Annotated in this window: 23 protein-coding genes; 16 read left to right on the top strand and 7 right to left on the bottom strand. The window is 65.8% G+C overall.

Translation table 11 applies throughout. The annotated features are described in order from the left end of the window. Window positions 1–27 precede the first annotated feature (27 nt). Window positions 28–261 (bottom strand): excalibur calcium-binding domain-containing protein, encoded by a 234-nt coding sequence (locus B4A39_RS16415; RefSeq protein WP_349679245.1) that lies wholly within the window; start codon window positions 259–261, stop codon window positions 28–30. Between the two features lie 439 nt (window positions 262–700). Between B4A39_RS16415 and B4A39_RS08885 the strand changes: the two genes are divergently transcribed. The 3 genes from B4A39_RS08885 (at window position 701) to B4A39_RS08875 (ending at window position 3,649) form a co-directional block, all read left to right on the top strand. Beyond that, entirely contained in the window at window positions 701–1,213 is a 513-nt protein-coding gene (locus tag B4A39_RS08885; protein ID WP_292035561.1) for a hypothetical protein, read from the top strand. A gap of 94 nt (window positions 1,214–1,307) precedes the next feature. Continuing rightward, a complete protein-coding gene (locus B4A39_RS08880) occupies window positions 1,308–2,216 on the top strand; it encodes an S-4TM family putative pore-forming effector (protein WP_292035559.1) in 909 nt (302 codons plus the stop codon). After that, window positions 2,213–3,649, top strand: a complete 1,437-nt coding sequence (locus B4A39_RS08875) for an SMODS domain-containing nucleotidyltransferase (protein ID WP_292035557.1) — start codon at window positions 2,213–2,215, stop codon at window positions 3,647–3,649. Before B4A39_RS08880 ends, B4A39_RS08875 begins: the two co-directional genes overlap by 4 nt. Window positions 3,650–3,691: 42 nt before the next feature. On the opposite strand, the gene B4A39_RS08870 is transcribed toward B4A39_RS08875, so the two are convergent. Then, on the bottom strand, window positions 3,692–4,240 hold the full coding sequence (locus tag B4A39_RS08870; RefSeq protein ID WP_292035555.1) for a hypothetical protein: 549 nt from the start codon (window positions 4,238–4,240) through the stop codon (window positions 3,692–3,694). Between the two features lie 90 nt (window positions 4,241–4,330). Here B4A39_RS08870 and B4A39_RS08865 point away from each other — a divergent pair, with 90 nt between their 5' ends. From B4A39_RS08865 to B4A39_RS08850, 4 genes are all read left to right on the top strand, one after another. Further along, complete coding sequence (locus tag B4A39_RS08865; protein ID WP_292035553.1) at window positions 4,331–5,122, top strand: hypothetical protein; 792 nt, start codon at window positions 4,331–4,333, stop codon at window positions 5,120–5,122. After that, entirely contained in the window at window positions 5,119–5,553 is a 435-nt protein-coding gene (locus tag B4A39_RS08860) for a hypothetical protein (protein ID WP_292035551.1), read from the top strand. The genes B4A39_RS08865 and B4A39_RS08860 overlap by 4 nt, the downstream gene beginning before the upstream one ends. A gap of 596 nt (window positions 5,554–6,149) precedes the next feature. Beyond that, window positions 6,150–6,905: a Crp/Fnr family transcriptional regulator gene (locus B4A39_RS08855; protein WP_292035548.1), complete on the top strand. Its 756-nt coding sequence runs from the start codon at window positions 6,150–6,152 to the stop codon at window positions 6,903–6,905. 27 nt (window positions 6,906–6,932) lie between these two features. Then, window positions 6,933–8,327: a transporter gene (locus B4A39_RS08850; RefSeq protein ID WP_292035544.1), complete on the top strand. Its 1,395-nt coding sequence runs from the start codon at window positions 6,933–6,935 to the stop codon at window positions 8,325–8,327. A gap of 33 nt (window positions 8,328–8,360) precedes the next feature. On the opposite strand, the gene B4A39_RS08845 is transcribed toward B4A39_RS08850, so the two are convergent. Genes B4A39_RS08845 through B4A39_RS08830 form a run of 4 tightly spaced genes read right to left on the bottom strand, consistent with a single transcriptional unit; the run spans window position 8,361 to window position 11,097 of the window. After that, on the bottom strand, window positions 8,361–9,011 hold the full coding sequence (locus B4A39_RS08845) for a hypothetical protein (protein WP_292035543.1): 651 nt from the start codon (window positions 9,009–9,011) through the stop codon (window positions 8,361–8,363). A gap of 5 nt (window positions 9,012–9,016) precedes the next feature. Then, the gene (locus B4A39_RS08840; protein WP_292035540.1) at window positions 9,017–9,751 is read right to left on the bottom strand and encodes a C39 family peptidase; all 735 of its coding nucleotides are present in this window, start codon (window positions 9,749–9,751) and stop codon (window positions 9,017–9,019) included. Further along, entirely contained in the window at window positions 9,748–10,131 is a 384-nt protein-coding gene (locus B4A39_RS08835; RefSeq protein ID WP_292035537.1) for a hypothetical protein, read from the bottom strand. Before B4A39_RS08835 ends, B4A39_RS08840 begins: the two co-directional genes overlap by 4 nt. A 54-nt stretch (window positions 10,132–10,185) precedes the next feature. Beyond that, the gene (locus B4A39_RS08830; RefSeq protein ID WP_292035535.1) at window positions 10,186–11,097 is read right to left on the bottom strand and encodes a hypothetical protein; all 912 of its coding nucleotides are present in this window, start codon (window positions 11,095–11,097) and stop codon (window positions 10,186–10,188) included. Window positions 11,098–11,406: 309 nt separating this feature from the next. Here B4A39_RS08830 and lepA point away from each other — a divergent pair, with 309 nt between their 5' ends. Together lepA and B4A39_RS08820 are read left to right on the top strand one after the other, a co-directional pair. After that, a complete protein-coding gene (gene lepA / locus B4A39_RS08825; protein WP_292035533.1) occupies window positions 11,407–13,215 on the top strand; it encodes a translation elongation factor 4 in 1,809 nt (602 codons plus the stop codon). A 171-nt stretch (window positions 13,216–13,386) separates the two neighbouring features. After that, window positions 13,387–16,239, top strand: coding sequence for a M16 family metallopeptidase (locus tag B4A39_RS08820; protein ID WP_292035531.1), 2,853 nt, complete (start codon window positions 13,387–13,389; stop codon window positions 16,237–16,239). Between the two features lie 61 nt (window positions 16,240–16,300). Here the strand turns inward: B4A39_RS08820 and B4A39_RS08815 are convergent, their stop codons facing one another. Further along, the gene (locus tag B4A39_RS08815) at window positions 16,301–16,729 is read right to left on the bottom strand and encodes a hypothetical protein (protein ID WP_292035529.1); all 429 of its coding nucleotides are present in this window, start codon (window positions 16,727–16,729) and stop codon (window positions 16,301–16,303) included. 84 nt (window positions 16,730–16,813) lie between these two features. Here B4A39_RS08815 and B4A39_RS08810 point away from each other — a divergent pair, with 84 nt between their 5' ends. The 7 genes from B4A39_RS08810 (at window position 16,814) to B4A39_RS08780 (ending at window position 21,887) form a co-directional block, all read left to right on the top strand. Then, complete coding sequence (locus B4A39_RS08810; protein ID WP_292035528.1) at window positions 16,814–17,560, top strand: NYN domain-containing protein; 747 nt, start codon at window positions 16,814–16,816, stop codon at window positions 17,558–17,560. A gap of 87 nt (window positions 17,561–17,647) precedes the next feature. After that, the gene (locus tag B4A39_RS08805; RefSeq protein ID WP_292035527.1) at window positions 17,648–17,980 is read left to right on the top strand and encodes a hypothetical protein; all 333 of its coding nucleotides are present in this window, start codon (window positions 17,648–17,650) and stop codon (window positions 17,978–17,980) included. 1 nt (window position 17,981) lies between these two features. Beyond that, window positions 17,982–18,275, top strand: a complete 294-nt coding sequence (locus tag B4A39_RS08800) for a hypothetical protein (protein WP_292035525.1) — start codon at window positions 17,982–17,984, stop codon at window positions 18,273–18,275. A gap of 31 nt (window positions 18,276–18,306) precedes the next feature. Beyond that, window positions 18,307–18,546, top strand: coding sequence for a hypothetical protein (locus tag B4A39_RS08795; protein WP_292035523.1), 240 nt, complete (start codon window positions 18,307–18,309; stop codon window positions 18,544–18,546). A 134-nt stretch (window positions 18,547–18,680) separates the two neighbouring features. Further along, complete coding sequence (locus B4A39_RS08790; RefSeq protein ID WP_292035521.1) at window positions 18,681–18,962, top strand: hypothetical protein; 282 nt, start codon at window positions 18,681–18,683, stop codon at window positions 18,960–18,962. A 73-nt stretch (window positions 18,963–19,035) separates the two neighbouring features. Further along, a complete protein-coding gene (gene cobT / locus B4A39_RS08785) occupies window positions 19,036–20,919 on the top strand; it encodes a cobaltochelatase subunit CobT (protein ID WP_292035518.1) in 1,884 nt (627 codons plus the stop codon). Next, window positions 20,916–21,887: an esterase-like activity of phytase family protein gene (locus B4A39_RS08780; RefSeq protein ID WP_292035517.1), complete on the top strand. Its 972-nt coding sequence runs from the start codon at window positions 20,916–20,918 to the stop codon at window positions 21,885–21,887. The genes cobT and B4A39_RS08780 overlap by 4 nt, the downstream gene beginning before the upstream one ends. The last annotated feature ends 8 nt before the right edge of the window (window positions 21,888–21,895 follow it).

The raw sequence follows: 21,895 nt of genomic DNA, 5'->3' as shown, positions 1-21,895 counted from the left end.
GTCTTCAAGAAACGAATGAACGACGCCCTATTCACACCCCACGCCGTCACCGTCGCGATCAAGCCTTCGCGCATATCCCGGGTCGCCGCGACGGACAGGCGCAGCACCTGCAGCGCGAGCGGCGGCGCAGTTGCGGTAGTAGGCTGATCCGCCATTCGAACGCGGCGTTGACCCGCGGGCTGATGGCGCGTCGGTGCTGACGAGACCGCGGACTTGCGTCCGGTCATTAGTCCGAGTGGCGGCCAATAGGTCGTCGCGCACCCAGCAATCGCTCGGGCGGTCGATCAGGGACCACCCGTTTTTGGACTCAATGACGCCCACGAACTCGTTGCGATCGAGGCGCGCCACCGAATCCGAATTTGTAGAGACGTCGCTCCTGCAATTCGCCGAGACAGGGCGAATGTACCGCCAGGATTGGATCGACCGGCGAGGCTCGCTCAGCCCGACGCCATCTGTACCGCCGGTATGCTCGCCTCCGCATTTACCGACCAGGGCGATCAGGAGCACGCCCGCAACCAACCAGCCCAGGCAGCCTGCGCCCGCCTTGTTCGACAAACTACCCTCCCCCGAGGAAAGACAAAGGCTACCGGCCAATCAGAAGTTGTGTCAAACCCGTGTTGACGCCGTCGTTCGGCGCGTCGGGATCGCATCGTGCAGCCTGCAACATATGCGGATCAGACAAATCGGGGAGGCGCTTTGAATGGCTGTCATGCACACCACCTTATGGGGCGCCAGCGGAAGCTTTGGCATGCAGGAGGCCAGCGCCATGGCGCGCAAGGCCTCCAGGGAGCTGCAACGAGCCGAGAACGCCGCAGAGACAGATGACCGCGTGGATGCCGCGATCAACTGCGCCATAACGGCGTGGCATATGACCGACTGGTGCTGGAACGGCATTACCGCGACGAACCGAAACAGCCAGGAAGTCGCGCGGTACATTGGGGCAGTGACGCCGCTCAAGAAGAGCGATCTGGTCGCCTGGGCGATCCGCGAGTGTCCTGAACTGGAGTTGTGTCAGAGCATTTGCAATGGCTCCAAGCATGTCAAATCGGAACGGCTGATACAGACCCAGGCAAGACATGCTGGGGATGACCCGACCTCAGTCGCCGCGCTTACGATAACCGACGGACCGGCAGAGCGAGATGCGATCGAGGTGCTGCGGGCCGCCGTCTGGTTCTGGGGACGCCAGGCAACGAACGATAGCGAAATGCGATAGCGCCTCAATCGGCGCAGCCGGGTGAATTTCGTCGTCCAGGCATTTGGTCGCTGGTATAGCTTAGGTTGTCTCCGACCAGCCATCGAACGCCGACATGAACGCGATACCCGAGCGACAGAACCAAGAGCCCCAGCTTCGGCTGCTGCGGGCCCGAAAGCGCATTCTTGACGATGCCAGCCTGTGGCTGGTCGTTCAGTTCAGCCTGACCGTCGTAATGCCGATGGGGCTGACGATCACAGGCATCTTCGCACAGAGTATCCGACCGTGGGCAGCGGCTGCTGCGCTGGCTGTGACCCTGCTCGACGTCCTCATCCTGGATCGGACCCAACGCCATCGCATCCGCTTGTCAGCGAAGATCGCAGAAAAGTTCGATGAAGCTGTACTCCAGGTGCCTTGGAACAAGTTGGTGGCCGGCAAGTCCGCGCCTTATCCTGATATTGCTTCGGCAGAGCGTCGATGGGCGCGATGGGGCGGTAAGGATGACAAGCTGAGGGATTGGTATCCCGTTGCCGCAGGACGGCCGCCTCATCATCTGGGCCGGATCATCTGCCAGCGAACCAACCTCTGGTATGACGGAGAGCTACGTCGCCACTATGGCCGGTGGTTGATCGGCATAGGTGTAGGCCTGCCGATGATCCTTCTCGCGATCGCCGGCTACGTTGGTTTGACCATCGACAGTTTCGTTACGACGGTTCTGGCACCGGCCGCGCCCATTCTGATCTGGTCTGCTCGCGAGTACTTCCGGCAGAAAGACGCCGCCGACGCTCAGGAAACGCTGCGAGGTGAGGCCGAATCGCTCTGGGAAGACGCCAAGAAGGGCAGGTGCAGCGAGGCCGATTGCCTCCTGCAGGCGCGCGAACTGCAAAATGCCATCTACCTGCGCCGAGCCAGCACCGGTCTGATCTTCCCGGGCGTCTACAAGCACCGTCGCAAGGCGATGGAAGTCGCGATGAATGATGCTGCCGAAGGCTATGTCGCCGAGTGGGAGGCGTTGGACAGATGAAGCTGATTGAGCACTTCAACGACTTCCTGCGCGACACGGTCAACCTGAACGCCACTCGCCTGCAGACGCTGGAAAAGAACAGCGAAGCTATTGAGACCTACCTGCGTGGTTCGGATTGGGAACCATCGATCCAGTGCTTTGAACGTCAGGGCTCTTGGGCGCATGGCACAATCATCCGCCCGGTCGATCAAGGAGAGTTCGACGCCGATCTTCTGGTGCTGGTGGACCCCGTCGAGGACTGGACAGCCGCGGACTATGTCCGTTCTCTCGTGGCGACGTTTCGCTCGAGTGGCGTCTATCGCGACAAGGTCAAGGGCTGGCCCTACTGCGCAACCATCACCTACGCCAATGATGCGATGGTCGATGTTGCGCCCTTGGTCATCGGTCGTGAGATCGCCGGTCGACCGGAGGTCTGCAATCGATCGGCGGACCGCTTTGAACGATCCGAGCCGATGGCCTACACCGCCTGGCTCATCGAGAAGAACAGCTACTCAGGCTCGAACTCTTTTCGAAAGGTCACGCGCCTCATCAAGTTCCTGCGTGACATCAAGACCCGATTTGTCTGCTCGTCGGTGCTGTTGACGACCCTGCTCGCTCAGCAGATCAACGAAGCCGACAAGGGGTCAGCCGAGTTCGCTGATGTTCCCACCGCGCTTCAAACCGTGATGGGCCGCCTCGATGACTGGCTTCAGGCTCGAGCTGACAAACCGGCCGTCTGCAACCCTTTCTTGGCTGCGGGCGCCGATGCAGAGGATTTCGCCAGCGCCTGGACGCAGGATCAGTACACGAACTTTCGAGCCTCCATCCATCGCTATCGCGGCTGGATCGATGAGGCGATCGTCACGGCCGATCGGGATGCCAGCGTAAGAGCCTGGCGACGGCTGTTCGGCGACGACTTCGCGGCGTCCGTCAAGCTGGACGAGAGCGCCGGCCGGTTTGCGCTGGCTAGCCCGACGGCTCCGGCCCGCACTGCGCTTCAGGATCTCGTCGATCTGGTCGTCACTTTCGGGCGCTCTGCCATACCAGTGAACTTCCGTCGCGTGCCGCACATGCAGCGACCGACTTGGACGGATCGTCGCGACCCAGACCTCGAAGTGGTCGTCGGCGCGACGTTGAAGGGCGGCGCGAAGAGTATGTACGCGGTCCCAGTCTTGTCCGGTGATCCTCTGAAGCCGAATCAGAAGATCTGGTTTCACGCTCTACGCTCGTCCGGGGAGCCGATCGGATCAGAGTTCGTGGTCCATTGGCGCATTACGAACACCGGTGACGTGCCTGCGCCGCGCGGTGACTACTATGCCTCTGAACTCGGCCATGAACGCGCCGAGACGCTTGAGTGGCGCGGCGTCCACCTGGCGGAAGCATTCGTCGTGCGACGAATCGACGGGAGCCTCGCATCCATCAGCGAGCCGTTTTATGTCGTGATCACCGACTAGATCGACGCGCAGCGCCTAGGTGACATTATCGAGAAACTGACGTCATCGCATTGAGCCAAGCGGGACCCATTTCATCGGATAGGCGTCGGCTTGCCAGTTGCGTGTCGGTGCATTGCGATCCTGGAAGGTCCCTCGCAAGCTGGTCTGCTCGTTCGGCGCCAGCCTCGTGTTGAAGGTCCAGGTGAGGGTCGTGATTTTCGCGTCGGCCGGAAACTGACCGTTCGGGAGAGCGGGCTTGTCCGAAAAGTCGGCTATCACCTCAACCTCGGTCAACATCTTGTCCGAGAAGCTGTTGCTGACCTCGATCACGATGGCGTCTTCGGTGCCGCCGTTCGCATAATCCTGCACTGCGTAGTGCGCGGTGCGGTTCACGGCGACGGTGTCGGTCCGCAGGTTCAGCGGAACGTCCTCGACGAACCTGCGGACGCAGACATCGATCGCCATGGTTCGACTGGACTGGTCGCCGCCGTCACGTGCGTTCTTCAGGATGCATTCGTCGTAGCTCAAACCGAAAGTTTCGGCGGATCGATCTGGCTTTTCACAGCCCGCGACCACCATAGCGGCGACGGCCGCAATCATTATTTGACGCATGCTTCCTCCGGTTTCGCCTCACTACGTCGCCTGGCGGCTTGGCGCGACCCCGCCGCGCTGGCATAGCATTCACAACTCTAGGGGGAAGCTATGCTTGAAGCTATCGGGGCGCTTATCGGCCTCGCGGGGATGCTGCTGTTCTTGGTGGCCATCGTTTGCCTGATCCGGCCTATCCGAGCGATCAAACTGGGCACTCGGAAGCGGGCGGGACTGGCGCTGTTGGCTTCCATTGCCTTGTTCACTATGGGCGGTCTGATTTTGCCGGAGCCGACTCCCGAGCAGATTGCGCAACGGGAGGCCGCTGCGGCTCAAGCCACGGCTGACCGCGAGAAGCGTAACGAGCAACGAGCGGCTGAACGCGCAGCGGAGGAGGGGGCGCGCGAGGAACGCGAAGCTGCTGCTTTAGCGCAGCAAAAGCCCGCCATGACGGCCGCCGCCAAAACGCTCTGGGAACAGGTCAGCGCGCAGGCGTCGCCGTGTGACGTGACCGGAAAGAACCTGGCCGATTATATGGGCCGACGTGGCGCGAGCGTCTACGAAGCTTACGACCTGGCCCGGCAAGCAAGCCGGATTTGCAGCGAGACCGGCACCAACATCGGTCGCCTTCGGGTATCGGACGACATCCCGTCATCGAAGCGCGGCGCGTTCAGTGACGCGGTCGAAACCTGCCGTAACGCCTACTACGCCAAATCGTCGGCATTCGATCAGATGGCTACGGTTCTGAATGGGGACATGCGCCCGTCAGCAGTCGCCGATGCACGCCAGGCCGCCGAGCGTTCGCAAGCCGGCACAACGCTCTGCGGCTTGGCTTTCTTGAAGGCGGTCAACGACGCTGGCCTGTCGCTTGAAGACGTCATGGGCGAGGAGTTCGCCGGACAATGATCCTGATATTTCGAGCCGCAAGCATTGCAGCCACTCTGGCTGCTGCCGCCACGCCCTCGCTCGCTTCACCTCAGTTCAATCTGGTCTGCGAGGGGCGACGCATTCTGTCCAATGATCATGCAGAGCCATTCACGACCACGCTTAGAGTCGATCTTGAGCGTCGATACTGGTGTAGGGACGAATGTGCCGGTGCGCTCGAGATCGATACCATCGGCGATGCGTTCGTCACCTTCATGGATCGTCCTTCCCTCACCATCGCAGACAACAACCGTGAAGCTACGCCGACGAAAGAATACCTTGGCGTCTCGCGGGAGAATGGCGTTTTCGCGGAGATGAGATGGTCGCTGCACGGTGACAAGTTTTCCGCATACGGGCGATGCGAGGTTGCACCTTTCACGGGCTTTCCAGAGGTCAGAGGCAACCTCTTCTGAGGGTGTACATCCGCAGCGCATCGCCGCTCGCGTCAATGCCGCTGGCCCGTTTGCTGACCGGAAACTAGCCAACAACAGATGGAAACGATCGGTATCAGATGGAAAAGATCGACACGCTTCGACAGCGAAAACCAGTGGTGGCGCAGGTTTGGAGCGCAGTTCGGTTCGTTGACATCGTAGGGGTCACAGGTTCAATCCCTGTCGCGTCCACCATTCTTCTTTCCAGTAAAATCAGCCCTTGGTGGGCCCAGATTCGCACACGGCGAAGCTTGGCTTTTGCACCGGTGTCTAAGGTGGAACCCGGAGCGACGCATCCGGGTTAACCCTGTGCATTCTCGTGGGGAAGATTGCCGACGGCCCGGCGCCGCATAAGCCCTCACACGGCGCGCGCCGGGCCGTTTCTATTCAGACCTGTCGGGTCACCGCCCTCGCCTCCCAGATCACAGATGACGCGGAAATAAATGTTTCCCTAATGTCGGTGGAACACCGGCGTTCTCTGGCCGTTTGCCGGGTCGGAGGAGCGCGGGTATGCCTTGGGCGAGGGAGGGGCGTCGTATGGCTGGAGGGCCGTCGTCGCGCCAGAAAGCGGGCGGAGAATGACGTCGCGGGCGCTGAACGTGCGACGCAGCTTTTCCGTGCCCGCGGACACGGCGGCCCTGCGCATTCTCAACACCGTCGCCCGTCTTTCCGAAGAAGAACGCGCCTTGGTGCGCCGGCTTTGCGTCTTTCAGGAAGTCATACCTGCCGGCGACGCCTTCACCTCGGAAGGGCGCGCGGTCACGCCCCGCCTGATCCTGAGCGGCTGGGCCTGCCGGCAGCGCACCCTGGCCGACGGCCAACGTCAGATCTTCGGCTTCCTTCTGCCCGGCGACGGCCTGGGACTGGCGGCCGAGCCTCGCCCGCTCGATGAAACCACCACGGTCGCCCTGACGCGCGTCGAATGCGTCGACGCTGTGATGCTGCGCGAAATTCTCAGCCTTCAGGACCCCCGGCACGACCGCCTGCGCCGCGCCCTGATCGCCGCCCGACGCTATGAGGACATCTGCCTGCTGAACCATGTGGTGCGGCTGGGGCGGCAGTCCGCCATGGCGCGGATAGGCCACCTGCTGCTGGAGTTGCGCGACCGCCTGCAACGCGCCGGGCTGTGCAGCGTCGATCGCATGCACCTGCCGCTGACCCAGGAGGCGCTTGCCGACGCCCTCGGCCTCAGCCTGGTGCATGTCAGCCGGACGCTCAGCCAGATGAAGCGCAACCGCCTGATCGCAATGCAGAGCGGCTGGCTGACCATCCTGGACGAATCCTATCTGCGCTCCGTCTGCGACTACGGCGCCGACTACCCGGTCCTTCACTGATCCCCTTGTAGAAAGAGAGAGCGCGTCATGACACAGCATCGTCCTTCGCCTCGGCGGCCCGAGCCGCGCGGCGCTCTCGCAAACGGACGGTCGGGCCTGTTGCTGGCCACCGTCGCGGCGGGAGCCCTGCTCGGACCGGGCGCCGCCTGGGCCCAGGACGGTGATCTGGCCGCGCGAGTGGCGCGGCTCGAAGCCCTGGTGGTGGAGCAACAGAAGCGCATCGAGGCCCAGGACGCGCTTCTGGCCCAGCGCGCCGCCGGGACCACGCCGCCCGCGGGGATTCCCGCCTCGGACGTGGATGGCCGCTGGCGCGTGGAGAACGGCCCCGCCCTGTTCGCCGACAGCGACATGAACGCCCTGCGCGCCGGCCAGGCGGCGCCGAGCCAGCCCCCCTCTGGGCAGGCGGCGCCGGGTCAGTCCGCCAGTCAGCTGACGGCCAACGGGCAACCCTTGCAGACCCCCGCGCCCGCCGGGGCGCCGCCGGTCGAGCCCCCGCTTCTGCAAGCGCGTCGCGAGCAACTGGCCGCCATACCGGAAGGCGTGGCGGTCCTGACCCGACCGGGACGCCTGACCGTCGACCTGTCCACGGAGTACACCCGCTCCAGCGCCAACCGCCTGGTCTTCCGCGGCATCGAGATCGTGCCCGGCGTCCAGATCGGGGTCATCGAGGCCAATGAGGCGGATCGCGACACCGGGGTGGCGACCGTCGCCGCCAAGTATGGCGTGAACTCGCGCATGGAGGTCGAGCTTCGCGCGCCATACGTGTGGCGCAACGACACCATCACCACGGTGCAGCAGCGCGACGAAGCCGTGACCCGCACCATCGATCTGAGCGGCGACGGCATAGGCGATGTGGAAGGCGCCATCCGCTATCAGATCAACGGCGGCGAACGCGGCCGCCCCATCTTCATCGCCGCGCTGCGCGTCAAGAGCGACACCGGCGAGGGCCCGTTCGACATCCCGCGCGACGAGTTCGGCGTCGCTCGCCGTCTGGCGACGGGGTCGGGCTTCTGGGGCGTCGAGCCCAGCGTCAGCTTCCTCTATCCCAGCGATCCGGCGGTCATCTACGGCAGCCTCAGCTACTTCGCCCACCTGCCCCGCGACATCAATCGAATGGAGGGCGACGTCCTCATCGGCGAGGTTGATCCGGGGGACGCCATCGGCATGTCGATCGGCTTCGGCTTCTCGCTCAATCCCAAGTTCTCGTTCTCGCTGGGCTACAAGCACAGCTACATCCGCCCGACTTCAAGCGAGTTGAACGATCTCACTGAGAAATCCGATTCCCTGCAGGTGGGCGCGTTGCAGTTCGGCCTGTCCTACCTGCTGAGCGAGCGATTCAGCCTGAACGGCAACTTCGAGTTCGGCGTGACGGAAGACGCCCCGGACATGCGGTTCGTTCTGCGCGTGCCGATCATTTTCTGATCGTCTGGGGCCTTCGTCCCGAGGCGGAGGCCGTCAGCGCCCCAGAGATCCGACCAGAGAGGTGTTGAGGTCGTAGGTCAGTTGCGAGACCTGCTGCTGGGCGCTGTTCGCGGTCTGCATCGCCGCCAGATCGGGCAGGTAGAGGTTCAGCTCCATGTCCTGCCGCAGATTGCGGTCGCTGGCGCTGTTGACGATCAGGTTCTGCAACTGGCCCGTCGTGACGTTATGGATCAGGGCCGTGGCGCCCTCGCCGCTGACCAGGGCGACGCCGCCGCTCGTGCCGCTCAGCCCCCTCAGATCGATGCCGCTGTTCAACATCGCCGTCATGGCGCTGGCCAGGTCGGTCAGACCGGGCACGTCGCCGCGCACCTGCTCCGTCAGCGGTCCGGTCGGGGTCCAGGTCAGCCGCGTCTGCAGGGCGAGCTGGTCGTTGATATAGGATCGAATGACCACCCCGAACCCGAAGGTGAAGCCGTTGGTGGTGATGAAGCCCCCACGAAGCCCCGACAGTTCCTCGTCAGAGAGGGACTGGGCGCCCTGCGGCACCCCTAACGGGGTCGTGGCTCCGGCGTAGGCCCCGCCCGCCGCTTCCGGCAGCATCGGCCGCAGCCAGGCCTGGGCGGACGCTCCCACCGGGGCCAGGGCCGCTGCGACCAGCAAGGCGAGAAATGGCGCGCGACGCATCACCGTCACCTCAGATAGGGGTCAATGGGAAAGCGCGTGGTGACCTGATAAAGCGGCGGCAGTTCCCGCGTCAGCTCGGCCAGCGAGCTGTTGGGCAGGGCCTGCTCGGGCCGCGACCGGTTCCAGGGCTTCCACTCCGCCTTGTCGTTGAAATTGTCGGCCGGTTCGCGAACGACGAAGGCGATGCCGTTCCACATCGAGGTGAACTCGGCGCTGGTGTAGATCTTGAGGCCCAGGGCGGGATCGCCGATCAGGACCCGGCCCGCATCCGCGCCCTTGAAGATCACGAAATGCTTGTAGCCGGCGGTGTCGATCATGACGATCGCCGGCTTTTCCATGCTGGCCAGATTGTCGAGGGTCAGGCGATAGCCGTCGGCGTTGAAGCCGTGAGCTTCGAGGTAGTTCTTCATATCCAGCAGAGAGAAGCCCACGCGACGGATCGTATCCTGATCGCCCGCCGCGTACATGGCCCGGAAGATCTGCTCTTCGCCCACCTCGCGATCGTAGTGATAGCGCAACAGGGTCGCCAGGGCCGCAGAGCCGCAGCTGAAGTCATAGCGCTGGCGAACCACCGTGCGGAAGGGAATGTCGCGATAACTGACCACGCTGACGCGTGACGGCGCCGGCCCGCTGCTGAGCAGGATGTCGGCGCTGGCGGGCGCGGCGCACAGGGCCGTCGCGCCCAGTACGCCCGCCGTCAGGCAGGCGCTGATGAAGACGTTCACCCCCACTCGCGTCACGGCGTCGGACTCGTGGTCACGATATTGATCGTGATGGCGCCCTGAAGGTTGTTGTTGTGGCCGGTGTTCATGACGAAGTTGCCGACGCCGCTGTAACCGGCGAAGGCGTTGGCGCCGACGGTGATGCTGCCCGACCCGACCGTATTGGCCGTGACGCTGTTGCCGCTGTTGGTGGCCTTCAGAAGCTGATCGCTGGCGACGATCACGTTGACGCCCTGGCGACCGTTGAGGTCGTGAAGTTCGTCCAGACCCAGGGGCTGGATACCCGGTGCCGGCGCCGTGGCGACGGGCGGCTCGGCCACAGCTGGCGCGGAGGCTTGGCCCGAAGACGCGGGGTCCGAGCCGGCCAGCAAAGACGCAGCCGCAAGAACAATTAGCATGGCTTCCTCCCGGAAAGGGATCGGCGGCCGGTCGCCCGGCCGCCGACAGAACGCTTAGCCGCCGTTGCCGAAGGTCACGTTGGCGTTGGCGCTGATGGCCGTGGCAGCCTGACCGACCGAAGCTTGGCCGGAGATGTTGCTCACGGTCTGAATCCCCGCGAAGCCGGCGAAGGCGCCGCCGTTCTGGGTGATGTCGCCGCTGCGGACACGGCCGTTTTGCGGACCGTCGCCGCCTTCAGAGAGGTCGAAGCTCAGATCGCTGACGTTGGCGGCCAGCGACTGGTTGCTCAGCGACACCCGCCAGGTCGAGTTGTCGTTGAACGAGTCGGTGATGCCGACGTTGGTCGAGTTGTCGTTGCCCGAGTCATTGACGGAATTGTCGTTGAACGAGTCAGCGATATCCACCGCCAGATCCAGGTTGGTGGAGTTGTCGGTGTTGGTCGAGTTGTCGTTACCCGAGTCGTTCACCGAATTATCGTTGAACGAGTCAGCGATATCGACGGCCAGATCGGTCGAGCTGTCGGTATTGGTCGAGTTGTCGTTATTCGAGTTGTTGGTCGAGCTGTCGTTGAACGAATCCGCGATATCGACGGCCAGGTTGGTGGAGTTGTCGTTGCCGGAGTCATTGACCGAGTTGTCGGAATTGTCCGAGTTGTCGTTCAGCGAGTCGGTGATGCCGACCGCGAGGTCGGTGTTGGTGGAGTTGTCCGAGTTGTCCGAATTGTCGGAGTTGTCGTTCAGCGAGTCCGTGATGCCGACCGCGAGATCGGTGTTGGTCGAGTTGTCCGAACTGTCGTTCAGAGAATCGGCGATGCCCAGGTCGGTGCTGTTGTAGGAATCGGTGGCGGTGGTGTTGCCGCCGACGCCGCCGTTGGGGCCGCTCGAGGTGGACTGGGCCTGGGTCATGGTCGAGAAGGCGAGCACCCCCACCAGGACCGCCGCCGAAGTCATCAATTTGGCACGCATATCTTTAGCCTCCAGATCAAAATGGATACGGAGGTTCCTCCACCTCCGGACAACCCAATCGCCCTGAACGACCGTCGTTCCGCGTTCGCGCGGCAGGCGAATCGGCCTGAAAATCGACGTTCTTCGGCCCCTCGCGCGGCGCGACGCGCCATTTGTTATGGTTAACCGCCGTTTTCGTCCCCGGATCGGATCATTTGACGGACTGACCACCCGGAATAAACTTCATCATTTCGGGAACACGGTCAGAAGCGCTCGCCGAACACCGGGTGCATGGCGTTCGGACGCTGCGGATGCTAAGCGCGCCGGACCATGACGACGCCCCCTATCGAACGCATCCGCAATTTCTCGGTGGTCGCCCACATCGACCACGGCAAGTCCACGCTGTCGGACCGGCTGATCCAGCACACCGGCGGCCTGACCGCGCGTGAAATGTCGGCGCAAGTCCTTGATAACATGGACATCGAAAAGGAGCGCGGCATCACCATCAAGGCGCAGACCGTGCGCCTGCACTACAAGGCCCAGGACGGGCTGGACTATGTGCTGAACCTGATGGACACGCCCGGCCACGTCGACTTCGCCTATGAGGTGTCGCGATCGCTCGCCGCCTGCGAAGGTTCGTTGCTGGTGGTGGACGCCTCGCAGGGCGTCGAGGCCCAGACCCTGGCCAACGTCTATCAGGCCATCGACAACAACCACGAGATCGTCCCGGTCCTCAACAAGATCGACCTGCCCGCCGCCGAACCCGAGCGCGTGCGGGCCCAGATCGAGGACGTCATCGGCATCGACGCCTCCGACGCCGTCATGGCCTCGGCCAAGTCGGGCATCGGCATCGAAGAGGTGCTGGAGGCCATCGTCACCCGCCTGCCGGCGCCCAAGGGCGACGTCAACGCCCCGCTGAAGGCCATGCTGGTCGACGCCTGGTACGACCCCTACCTGGGCGTGGTGCTGCTGGTGCGCGTCTTCGACGGCGTGCTGAAGGCCGGCCAGCGGGTGCAGATGATGCAGTCGGGCTCGACCCATCTGGTCGACCGCGTCGGCGTCTTCCTGCCCAAGAACACCCCGGTCGATCAGCTTGGCCCCGGCGAGGTCGGCTTCATCACCGCCCAGATCAAGGAAGTGGCCCACGCCGCCGTCGGCGACACCATCACTGATGAAAAGAAGCCGACCGCCGAACCGCTGAAGGGCTTCAAGGAAGTCCAGTCGGTGGTCTTCTGCGGTCTCTTCCCGGTCGACGCCGCCGACTTCGAGGACCTGCGCGCCGCCATCGGCAAGCTGCGCCTGAACGACGCCAGCTTCACCTTCGAAATGGAATCCAGCGCGGCCCTTGGCTTCGGCTTCCGCTGCGGCTTCCTCGGCCTGCTGCATCTGGAGATCATTCAGGAGCGCCTGAGCCGCGAGTTCAACCTGGACCTGATCGCGACGGCCCCATCGGTCGTCTACAAGATCGGCCTGCGCGACGGACGCGAGATCGACCTGCACAACCCGGCCGACCTGCCCGACGTGATGCAGATCGAGACCATCAGCGAGCCGTGGATCAAGGCCACCATCCTGACCCCCGACGAATACCTGGGCGGCGTCATCAAGCTGTGTCAGGACCGCCGCGGCTCGCAGATCGAGCTGTCCTACGTCGGCAGCCGCGCCCTCGTGGTCTATGAGCTGCCGCTGAACGAAGTGGTGTTCGACTTCTACGACCGCCTGAAGTCGATCTCGAAGGGCTACGCCTCGTTCGACTATGAGCTGACGGAGTACAAGGTCGGCGATCTGGTCAAGATGAGCATCCTGGTCAACGCCGAGCCGGTCGACGCCCTCTCCATGCTGGTCCACCGCGGCCGCGCCGAGACGCGCGGACGCGGCATGGTCGAGAAGATGAAGGAGCTGATCCCGCCCCACATGTTCGTCATCCCGATCCAGGCGGCCATCGGCGGCAAGATCATCGCCCGCGAAACCGTCCGCGCCCTGCGCAAGGACGTGACGAGCAAGTGCTACGGCGGCGACGCCACCCGCAAGAAGAAGCTGCTGGAGAAGCAGAAGGCCGGCAAGAAGCGCATGCGCCAGTTCGGCAAGGTCGAGATCCCGCAGGAAGCCTTCATCGCAGCGCTGAAGATGGATGAGGATTGATCCTCGGTTGAGGCGATCGAGAACAGGAGGAGGGCGGAAGACCGAGCTTTCCGCCCTTTTTTCCATCACGCTCAACATGAACAATCCTTCACATACGATTGTGTCGCGTTGCGGCGCGAGCGTGCGCGGCTAAGGTCCGGCCCCAGCATTATCTGTTGGGGACTGAAATCCATGCGCCTTGCCGCCTCTTCCGTCGCGCTGGCCGCCCTCGTGGCTGTCGCTTCGCCCGTTCTGGCCCACGCGCCCGCCGCCACGACGGCCGTGACCGCGCCGTCGGCCACGCCGCTGCGCGCGGCTCCGGTGTCGGAGCTGATCGCCCGCGTCGACATCCCGTGGAAGCGCTTCCAGCTGGAGAACGGCCTGACCGTTCTGGTCCATGAGGACCGCAAGGCGCCGGTGGTGGCGGTGTCGGTCTGGTACAATGTCGGGTCGAAGGACGAGCCCAAGGGTTCGACCGGCTTCGCCCACCTGTTCGAACACCTGATGTTCGGCGGGTCGGAGAACTCGCCGTCCAGCCACATCCAGACGATGAATGCGGCGGGGGCCACGGGCCTGAACGGCACGACCTGGTTCGACCGCACCAACTACTTCCAGACGGTGCCGACCCCGGCGCTGGACTACACCCTGTATCTGGAATCCGACCGCATGGGCTATCTGCTGGGGCAGGTCAGCCAGGAGGTGCTGGATCTGCAGCGCGGCGTTGTCCAGAACGAGAAGCGCCAGGGCGACAACCAGCCCTACGGCCTGACCTACTACGCCACGCTGGAAGCCCTGTTCCCAGAGGGTCACCCCTATCGCCACTCGACCATCGGCTCGATGGCCGACCTGGACGCCGCCAGCATGGAGACGGTGCGGGACTGGTTCCGTGAGAACTATGGTCCGAACAACGCCGTCCTGGTCCTGTCGGGCGACATCGACGAGGCCAAGGCCCGCGAACTGAGCCAGAAATACTTCGGCGCCATCGCCCGCGGCCCGGTCAACACCCCGGCTGAGGCGCCGATCCCGACCCTGTCCGCCCCCGTCGAGCAGGTGCTGCACGACCGCGTGGCCCAGACCCGAATCAGCCGCACCTGGACGACGCCGGGCCTGAACGACCCGGACTCGGTGCCGCTGAGCGTCGGCGCCTCGGTGCTGGGCGGGCTGGCCAGCTCGCGTCTGGACAACGTGCTGGTGCGCGACGAGCAGATCGCCTCGAGCGTCTCGGCCGGCAACCAGGTGTTCCAGCGCGTCAGCATGTTCAGCTACTCGGCCATGGTGAAGCCGGGCGCCGACGCCGACGCCGTGGCCAAGCGCATGGACGAGGTCCTGGCCGACCTGATCGCCAACGGTCCGACCCAGGACGAGATCGACCGCGTGGTGACGCAGTACGCCTCGCGTCGCATCCAGGGTCTGGAAATGGCCAACGGCAAGGCCTCGGTCCTGGCCGAGGGCCAGCTCTATTCGGGCGATCCCGACTTCTACAAGAAGGAGCTGGCGGCCTATGCAGCCGTGACCCCGGCCCAGGTTCAGGCCGCGCTCAAGAAGTGGCTGAGCCGTCCCGTCTATAGCCAGATCGTCATGCCGGGCGAGCGTGAGGCCTATGTCGACGCCGCCGCCGCGCCGTCGGGCGCCACCCCGACCCCGGCCGCGCCGATCCAGCGCGTGGCCCGCGAAGCGACCCCGGCCATCGGCCAGGTGTCGAACGTGGACTTCCCCGCCGTCGAGCGCGCCGCCCTGTCGAACGGGATCGAGGTGGTCTACGCCCGCTCGACCACCGTGCCGGTGACGCGCGTGGCGCTGGAGTTCGACGCCGGCGTCGCCGCCGACCGCGCCGACCGCCTGGGCGCCCACACCCTGATGCTGAACGTCATGCAGGAAGGCACGACGACGCGCGACTCCAAGGCCCTGGCCGAGGCCCAGGAACGTCTGGGCGCCAGCGTCTCGGTCGGCTCGTCGATGGACCGCACCACGGCCAGCCTCTCGGCCGTCACCACCAACCTGCAGCCGTCGCTGACCCTGCTGTCGGACGTGGTGCGCAACCCCGCCTTCGCTCCGGCCGAGGTCGAGCGCCTGCGCGCCCAGCGTCTGGCCGGCCTGGCCAATGAGAAGACCCAGCCGGCCGCGATCGCCGGTCGCGCCCTGCCGCCGCTGATCTACGGCGAGGGGCACCCCTATGGCCGTTCGTTCAGCGGCACCGGCGACGAGGCCGTCGTCCGCAGCCTGACCCGCGCCGATCTGGTGGCCGACCACGCGGCCTGGATCCGTCCGGACAACGCCAAGCTGTTCGTCGTTTCGGACCTGCCTCTGACCGAACTGAAGCCGCAACTGGAAGCCGCCTTCGGCGACTGGCGCGCGCCGACGACGGCCAAGGGGACCAAGGCCTTCAACGCCGCCCTGCCCCAGACCTCGGCCCGCATCGTCCTGATCGACCGTCCGCAATCGCCGCAGTCGTTGATCTACGGCGGTCAGGTGCTGCCGGTGTCGGGCGCCGACGACATCCTGACCCTGACCACGGCCAACACCGTGCTGGGGGCCGACTTCCTGTCGCGGATCAACGCCGACCTGCGCGAGACCAAGGGCTGGTCCTATGGCGTGCGCGGCAACGTCAACACGCTGCAGAACCGCTCGCCCTATATCGTCAACGCTCCGGTTCAGGCCAACCGGACGGGCGAGTCGATCGCCGCCTTGATCGGCCAGTACGAGCGCTTCCTGGGCGCCGACGGCGTGACACAGGCTGAACGCGACCGCACGGTGCTGGGCGACACGCGTGGCCTGTCGGGCAGCTATGAGACCTCGGCCCAGGTGCTAGGCGCCCTGCGCTCCAACGCCCTCTATGGCCGTCCCGACGGGTATCAAGAGGCCCTGGCCGGGCGCATCAACGCCCTGACGGCGCAACAGATGGACGCCGCCGCCCGCGCCGCCATCAAGCCGGACACCTTCGTCTGGGTGGTGGTCGGCGACGCCTCGGTGGTCAAGCCGCAGCTGGACGCCCTGGGCCTGCCGGTCGAGGTCCGCTCGGCCACCGCGCCTACGACGGCCCAGTAAGAGCCGTCGATCAAAACAAATGGAAAGGCCGGCGGGGCTACCCGCCGGCCTTTTACTTTGGCTACCGTTTCCTGAAGCGGGCGGCGTCTGCGGCCAGGCCGGAACCCCAATCCGTCGCCGGATGATCGGGCTCGACATGGAAGGGCAGTTCGCCGGCGACGCCGCGGATCGCGAGCGCCAGAGGCAGGGCGTAGTGGGACATGAGGCGCAGGGGCTTCCTGCGCTTGTCCGTCACGTCCCACCCCAGAGCCTCGAAGGCCTCGGCCAGATCGGCCCCTTCCAGACGGTGGATGTCGTCCCAGTCGTCCGGCAGCGCCACCGCTTCGGCCGCCTCGCCGGTCAGGCCGAACAGGGCGCTGGTCAGGGCGTCGATCTCGGGAAACTCTTCGCGGGCGTCGGGATCGGCGTAGCGCGGCTTCATCAGCGCCTTCAGTTCCAGATCATCGACGCCGGGCAGGTCGATCAGGCGGCGGAGCGAGGCTTGGGTCATGGTGCCCTGTAGCACGTCCGACAGCGGTTGACCGCGCCTGCTTGCAGGTCGAGGCTGGCGCGGCGTCAACAGAAGGCCCTGCTTATGCCGACCGACCTGCCCACAACCGCCCGCGCGCCTCGGCTGGCCGTGCTGATCGACGGCGAGAACGCGTCGGCTCGGATCGCCGAGGCCCTGTTCACCGAGATCGCCACTCTGGGTGAGGCAAGCGCCAGGCGCATCTATGGCGACGCGGCCAGCCCGTCCCTGAAGAGCTGGGTCGAGGTCCTGCCCCGATGGGCCATCCAGTGGCAGCAGAATTTCGCCAACACCAAGGGCAAGAACTCGGGCGACATCGCCTTGGTGATCGACGCCATGGACCTGTTGCACTCGGGCCGGTTCGACGGCTTCTGTCTGGTGTCCTCGGACAGCGATTTCACCCGGCTGGCGGCGCGGATCCGCGAACAGGGCGTGCCGGTCTACGGCTTTGGCGAGCGCAAGACGCCCGAGAGCTTCCGTCAGGCCTGCACCCGCTTCATCTACACTGAAAACCTGACCGGTCGGGGCGGCGGCAATGACGACAGCGGAGAGCCCGCGTCCGCCCCGGTCGCAGAGAAGAAGCCGGCGGACGCGGTGCGCCTGATCGCCGCCGCCATCGCCGACATGGACGAGGACGGCGACGGCTGGGTCAACATCGGCGGCATCGGCAACCGGTTGAGGAACGCCTATCCCGACTTCGACCAGCGCACCTACGGCCACGCCAAGCTGTCCGACCTGATCCGCGCCACCGGCCGTTTCGACGTCGAAGCCGGGGCGGGCGGAGCCATGCGGGTGCGGGTCAGGCCTCGCTGACAAGCGGCGCCGTTCGTGTAACAGTGTTGCCACAACAGGAAACCACAGGCAGGATGGCGAATACTTTTGCCTGCAGAGGAGCTCGCCATGCTGTTGATCGCCGCCGCCGCCCTGAGCCTGCTGGGCGCGCCTGTAGTTCAGGAAGAGGATGACGCCCGCCCGCGCGTCGCCTCGAGCACGCCGTCGCGTGTCATCTCGGCTCGCTCGCCCAGCGTGCCTGATGGCCCGACCCGCACGGTCTGCAGCCGCGAGCGGGCGATGGACAGCAACATCATGCGCCGCGTCTGCCGCGAGGTGCCAGTGAACAGCGCCGGTCGTGAACGCATGTCAGGCGACTATCTGCGGCAGATGCAGAGCATCGGCCTGGATTCCACCAGCGGCCCCAATCAGCGCCAACCCGGCGGCCGCTCGATAAACTGACATGCTGGCCACGCTGATCGCCGTCGCGATGTTGTCCCAGTCGCCCGAGGCGACGGCGCCCGCATCTGCGCGTCCGCTCATCGTCGCCAGCACTCCGTCGCGCACCATATCCGCTCGCGCCCCGACCCTGCCGGACGGCCCGACGCGCGTGGTCTGCACGCGCGAGCGATCCATGGACAGCAACATCCAGCGCCGCGTCTGCCGGCGCGTGCCGGTGAACAGCAGCGAACGCGAACGCATGGCCAGCGACATGCTCAAGGACATGCAGCGGCTGGGCCGCATTGAAGGCGACTGATCTGAACCTGTAGCCACAAGTGGGTTTTCCGATGCTTGTTTCGCTCATTCTGGTCCTGAACCTTTCCGGCCCCGTGGCCGCGCCCGTCCATGCGCAGTCGGCCTCCGCCATGCCCGTCGGCGCCGTCGTCCGGGATCGCTCGGCCGTCGAACCCGGCATGGCCGTCCGCGAGGTCTGCTATCGCGGCAAGCCGACCGGATCGAACGTCACCCAGAACCTCTGCCGCATGGTCCCGGTGGCAACCCCGGCCAAGAGCTCGAACAGACATTAGGCGGTTCCTGGCGGTCGGCCCCGATCGCCCCTTGTTCGTCCGCACGACGTGATCAATAGAATGCGCCTCTGGCGGCCAAAGCCGCCCGATGTGTCCACGCTCGTTTCTCGCCGGAAAACTTCGAAGCCTCGCAGATGTTTATGATCCTTGTCGCGTCGGTCGCCGTTCTCGCTCTCGATCCGGACCCCGCCTCCGCGGGACGCCCCTCCAATCCATCCGGCATGACCATCACCGCCGCCCCGAATGTTCCGCAGGGCGCGCCCATGCGTGAAATCTGCCGACGGGAACGGGCGCCGGGCTCCAATGTGACGCAGCGTGTCTGTCGGCAGGTCCCGGTGAACAGCTCGGCCCGAGACCGCTCGGCAGGCGATCGCCTGCGCGAGGTGCAGGGCACGCGCATACCTGAGGGCGTCTAGCGACGACGGGCTTTTCGCGCGCTGAAGACGGACGCCCCCTTCCCCCACGCGCGGGGTGGTCTATGTGTGGGCCATGGCCGCCGCAGAGACCCCCGCCGAGACCTTCAAACGCGCCCTGGCGCACGCCGCGCGCGCCCTGGCCGAGCAGGCCGAGCTGGAGGTTCACTTCGGCTCGGACGGGCCGCGGCTGTCGAATGGCGTCCTCACCCTGCCCCATCCGCCGCGCGATCCGGGCGCGCCTGAAAGCGCCGCCCTGCGTGGTCAGGCCGACCGGCTGGCCCTGCGCCTGGCCAATCACGACGAGGCCCTGAACGCCCGGTTGCGTCCTGTGGACCAGACGGCGGCCGAGGTCTTCGACGCGGTCGAACAGGCGCGGGTCGAGGCCGTCGGCGCGCGCGAACTGAAGGGGGTGCGCAGCAATCTGAACGCGGCCCTGCTGACCCGGCTGGAGAAGTCCGGCGCCCTGCGGGCCGAGGCCGAGCGGGTGCCCGTGGCCGAGGCCGCAGCCCTGCTGGTGCGTGAACGCCTGACCGGCGAGCCGGCGCCGGACGGCGCCAAGACCATGCTGGACCTGGTGCGCTCCAACATGGAGCTGAAGGCGGGCGCCGAACTGGACGCGCTGGCCGCCGTCGCGGACGACCAGACGGCCTTCGCCGCCAGGCTGAAGGACGTGCTGCGGGCGCTGGACCTCGATCCCGGCGACGGTCAGGCCGAGGACGCCAATGACGAACAGGGCGAGGACGAGCCCGACCAGTCACAGCAGGACTCGCCCGACGAGGACGAACAGGAAGAAGAGGACGGCGGCGAAGGCGGCCAGTCGCTGGAAGGCACGGCCGACGACCAGTCCGCCGAGGACGAGCGCCAGACCCGCCCCGACGGCGCCCCCGCCGATCCCGACGGCGAGGCCTCGGACGACGGCCCCGAACTGAACGAAGGCGCCCTGCCCAACCGACAGGACAGCGTGGACGACGGGCGCGCCATCGACGCCTACCGCGTCTTCACCACGGCCTATGACGAGACCATCGGGGCCGAGGAACTGTGCGACCCGATGGAGCTGGACCGGCTGCGTTCGCTGCTGGACGCCCAGCTGGCGACCCTGTCCAGCGTGGTGTCGCGTCTGGCCAACAAGCTGCAGCGCCGCCTGATGGCGCAGCAGAACCGCAGTTGGGCCTTCGATCTGGAAGAAGGCGTGCTGGACACCGCGCGCCTGACCCGCGTCATCACCGATCCGACCAGCCCCCTGTCGTTCAAGATGGAGAGCGAGAGCCCGTTCCGCGACACGGTCGTGACCCTGCTGATCGACAACTCGGGCTCGATGCGCGGGCGGCCGATCATGGTGGCGGCGGTCTGCGCCGACATCCTGGCGCGGACGCTGGAGCGCTGTGGGGTCAAGGTCGAGATCCTGGGCTTCACCACCCGCGCCTGGAAGGGCGGCCAGTCGCGCGAAGCCTGGATCACCGCCGGAAAGCCCGCCAATCCGGGCCGCCTGAACGACCTGCGCCACATCATCTACAAGTCCGCCGATGCGCCTTGGCGCCGGGCCAAGAAGAACCTCGGCCTGATGATGCGTGAGGGCCTGCTGAAGGAAAACATCGACGGCGAGGCCCTGACCTGGGCGCACGACCGGATGAAGGGGCGCACGGAATCCCGCAAGATCCTGATGGTCATCTCCGACGGTTCGCCGGTGGACGACTCGACGCAATCGGCCAACGCCGCCCTCTATCTGGACAAGCATCTGCGCCAGGTGATCGAGCAGATCGAAACGAAGTCGCCGGTCGAGCTGATCGCCATCGGCATCGGCCACGACGTGACCCGCTGGTATCGTCGCGCTGTGACCATCGTCGACGTCGAGCAGCTGGCCGGCGTCATGACCGAGAAGCTGGCCGAGCTGTTCGAGGCCAAGCCCAAGGCGGTCTCCAGATCCTCCCACCGGACCTTGGGGAAACGCGCCGCGTGAACCGACGGATCTATGTCGCAGCCCTGGCGGCGCTGACGCTGGCCGCCTGCGCCGGGGCGGTCGTGACCTCGCAACCCTGGACGCCCGCGCCAGAGGCCGATGGCTGGAGCGCGGTCAGCGCCTCGACCCGCCCCGTGGGGCTGGGCCTGCCGGGCGCTGCGGTGCTGGGCGACGGCGTGCGCTACGCCGGCGGCGTAACCGTGCTGGCCGGCGCCGACTCGCCGCTGCACAGCCTGTCCGACCTGAAACTGACCGGAGGCGGCGGCTTCATCACCGTGTCCGACGTCGGCGATCTGGCGCGCGGGAGCCTGATGCTGGATCGACGAGGGCGGCTGATCGGTCTCGACGGCTTGCGCGTGCGCCGCCTGACCCTGACCGACGGATCCCTGATCAGCCAGAAGGCCGAGGGCGACGCCGAGGGACTGGCCGTTACGTCCAACGGCGACCTGCTGGTCAGTTTCGAACGCGATCACCGCATCTGGAACTATGGGCCGCTGACGGCCCTGCGGTCGCCCCAGGCCGTGCGCCGCCCCGACTTCCCCTTCGCCGAGAACGACGGGATGGAGGGCCTGGCCGCGTCGGGCGAGGGCTGGCGGGTCGCCGGCGAATCCGGCGGAGTCTGGGACTGCGTCCCCGCGCGTTGCACGGTCGTGACGCCCCCGCCCGAGACGCCGCTGCGCGAGGGCGACTATCGCATCACCGGCATGGATCGCGACCCGGCAGGCGGCTGGTTCGTGGTGCAGCGCTCCTGGCGCGCGCCGATCGACGTGCGGGCTCGGGTGCGGCGGATGGCGCAGGATGGCACGCTGGGGCCGGTGCTGATCGAACTGAAGCTGCCCGGCACGACCGACAATTTCGAGGGGATCGCGGCCGAACGGCGCGGCGACCGGACGCGCCTCTACATTCTGTCCGACGACAATTTCAACGCCGTGCAGCGGACCATGATGCTGGCGTTCGACGTCCGCTAGGGCGGCGC

The organism is Brevundimonas sp. UBA4553 (assembly GCF_002387245.1).
Taxonomy (GTDB): Bacteria; Pseudomonadota; Alphaproteobacteria; order Caulobacterales; family Caulobacteraceae; genus Brevundimonas.
The sequence above is the reverse complement of the archived record's forward strand: the minus strand, read 5'-3'. Positions and strand labels throughout refer to the sequence as shown.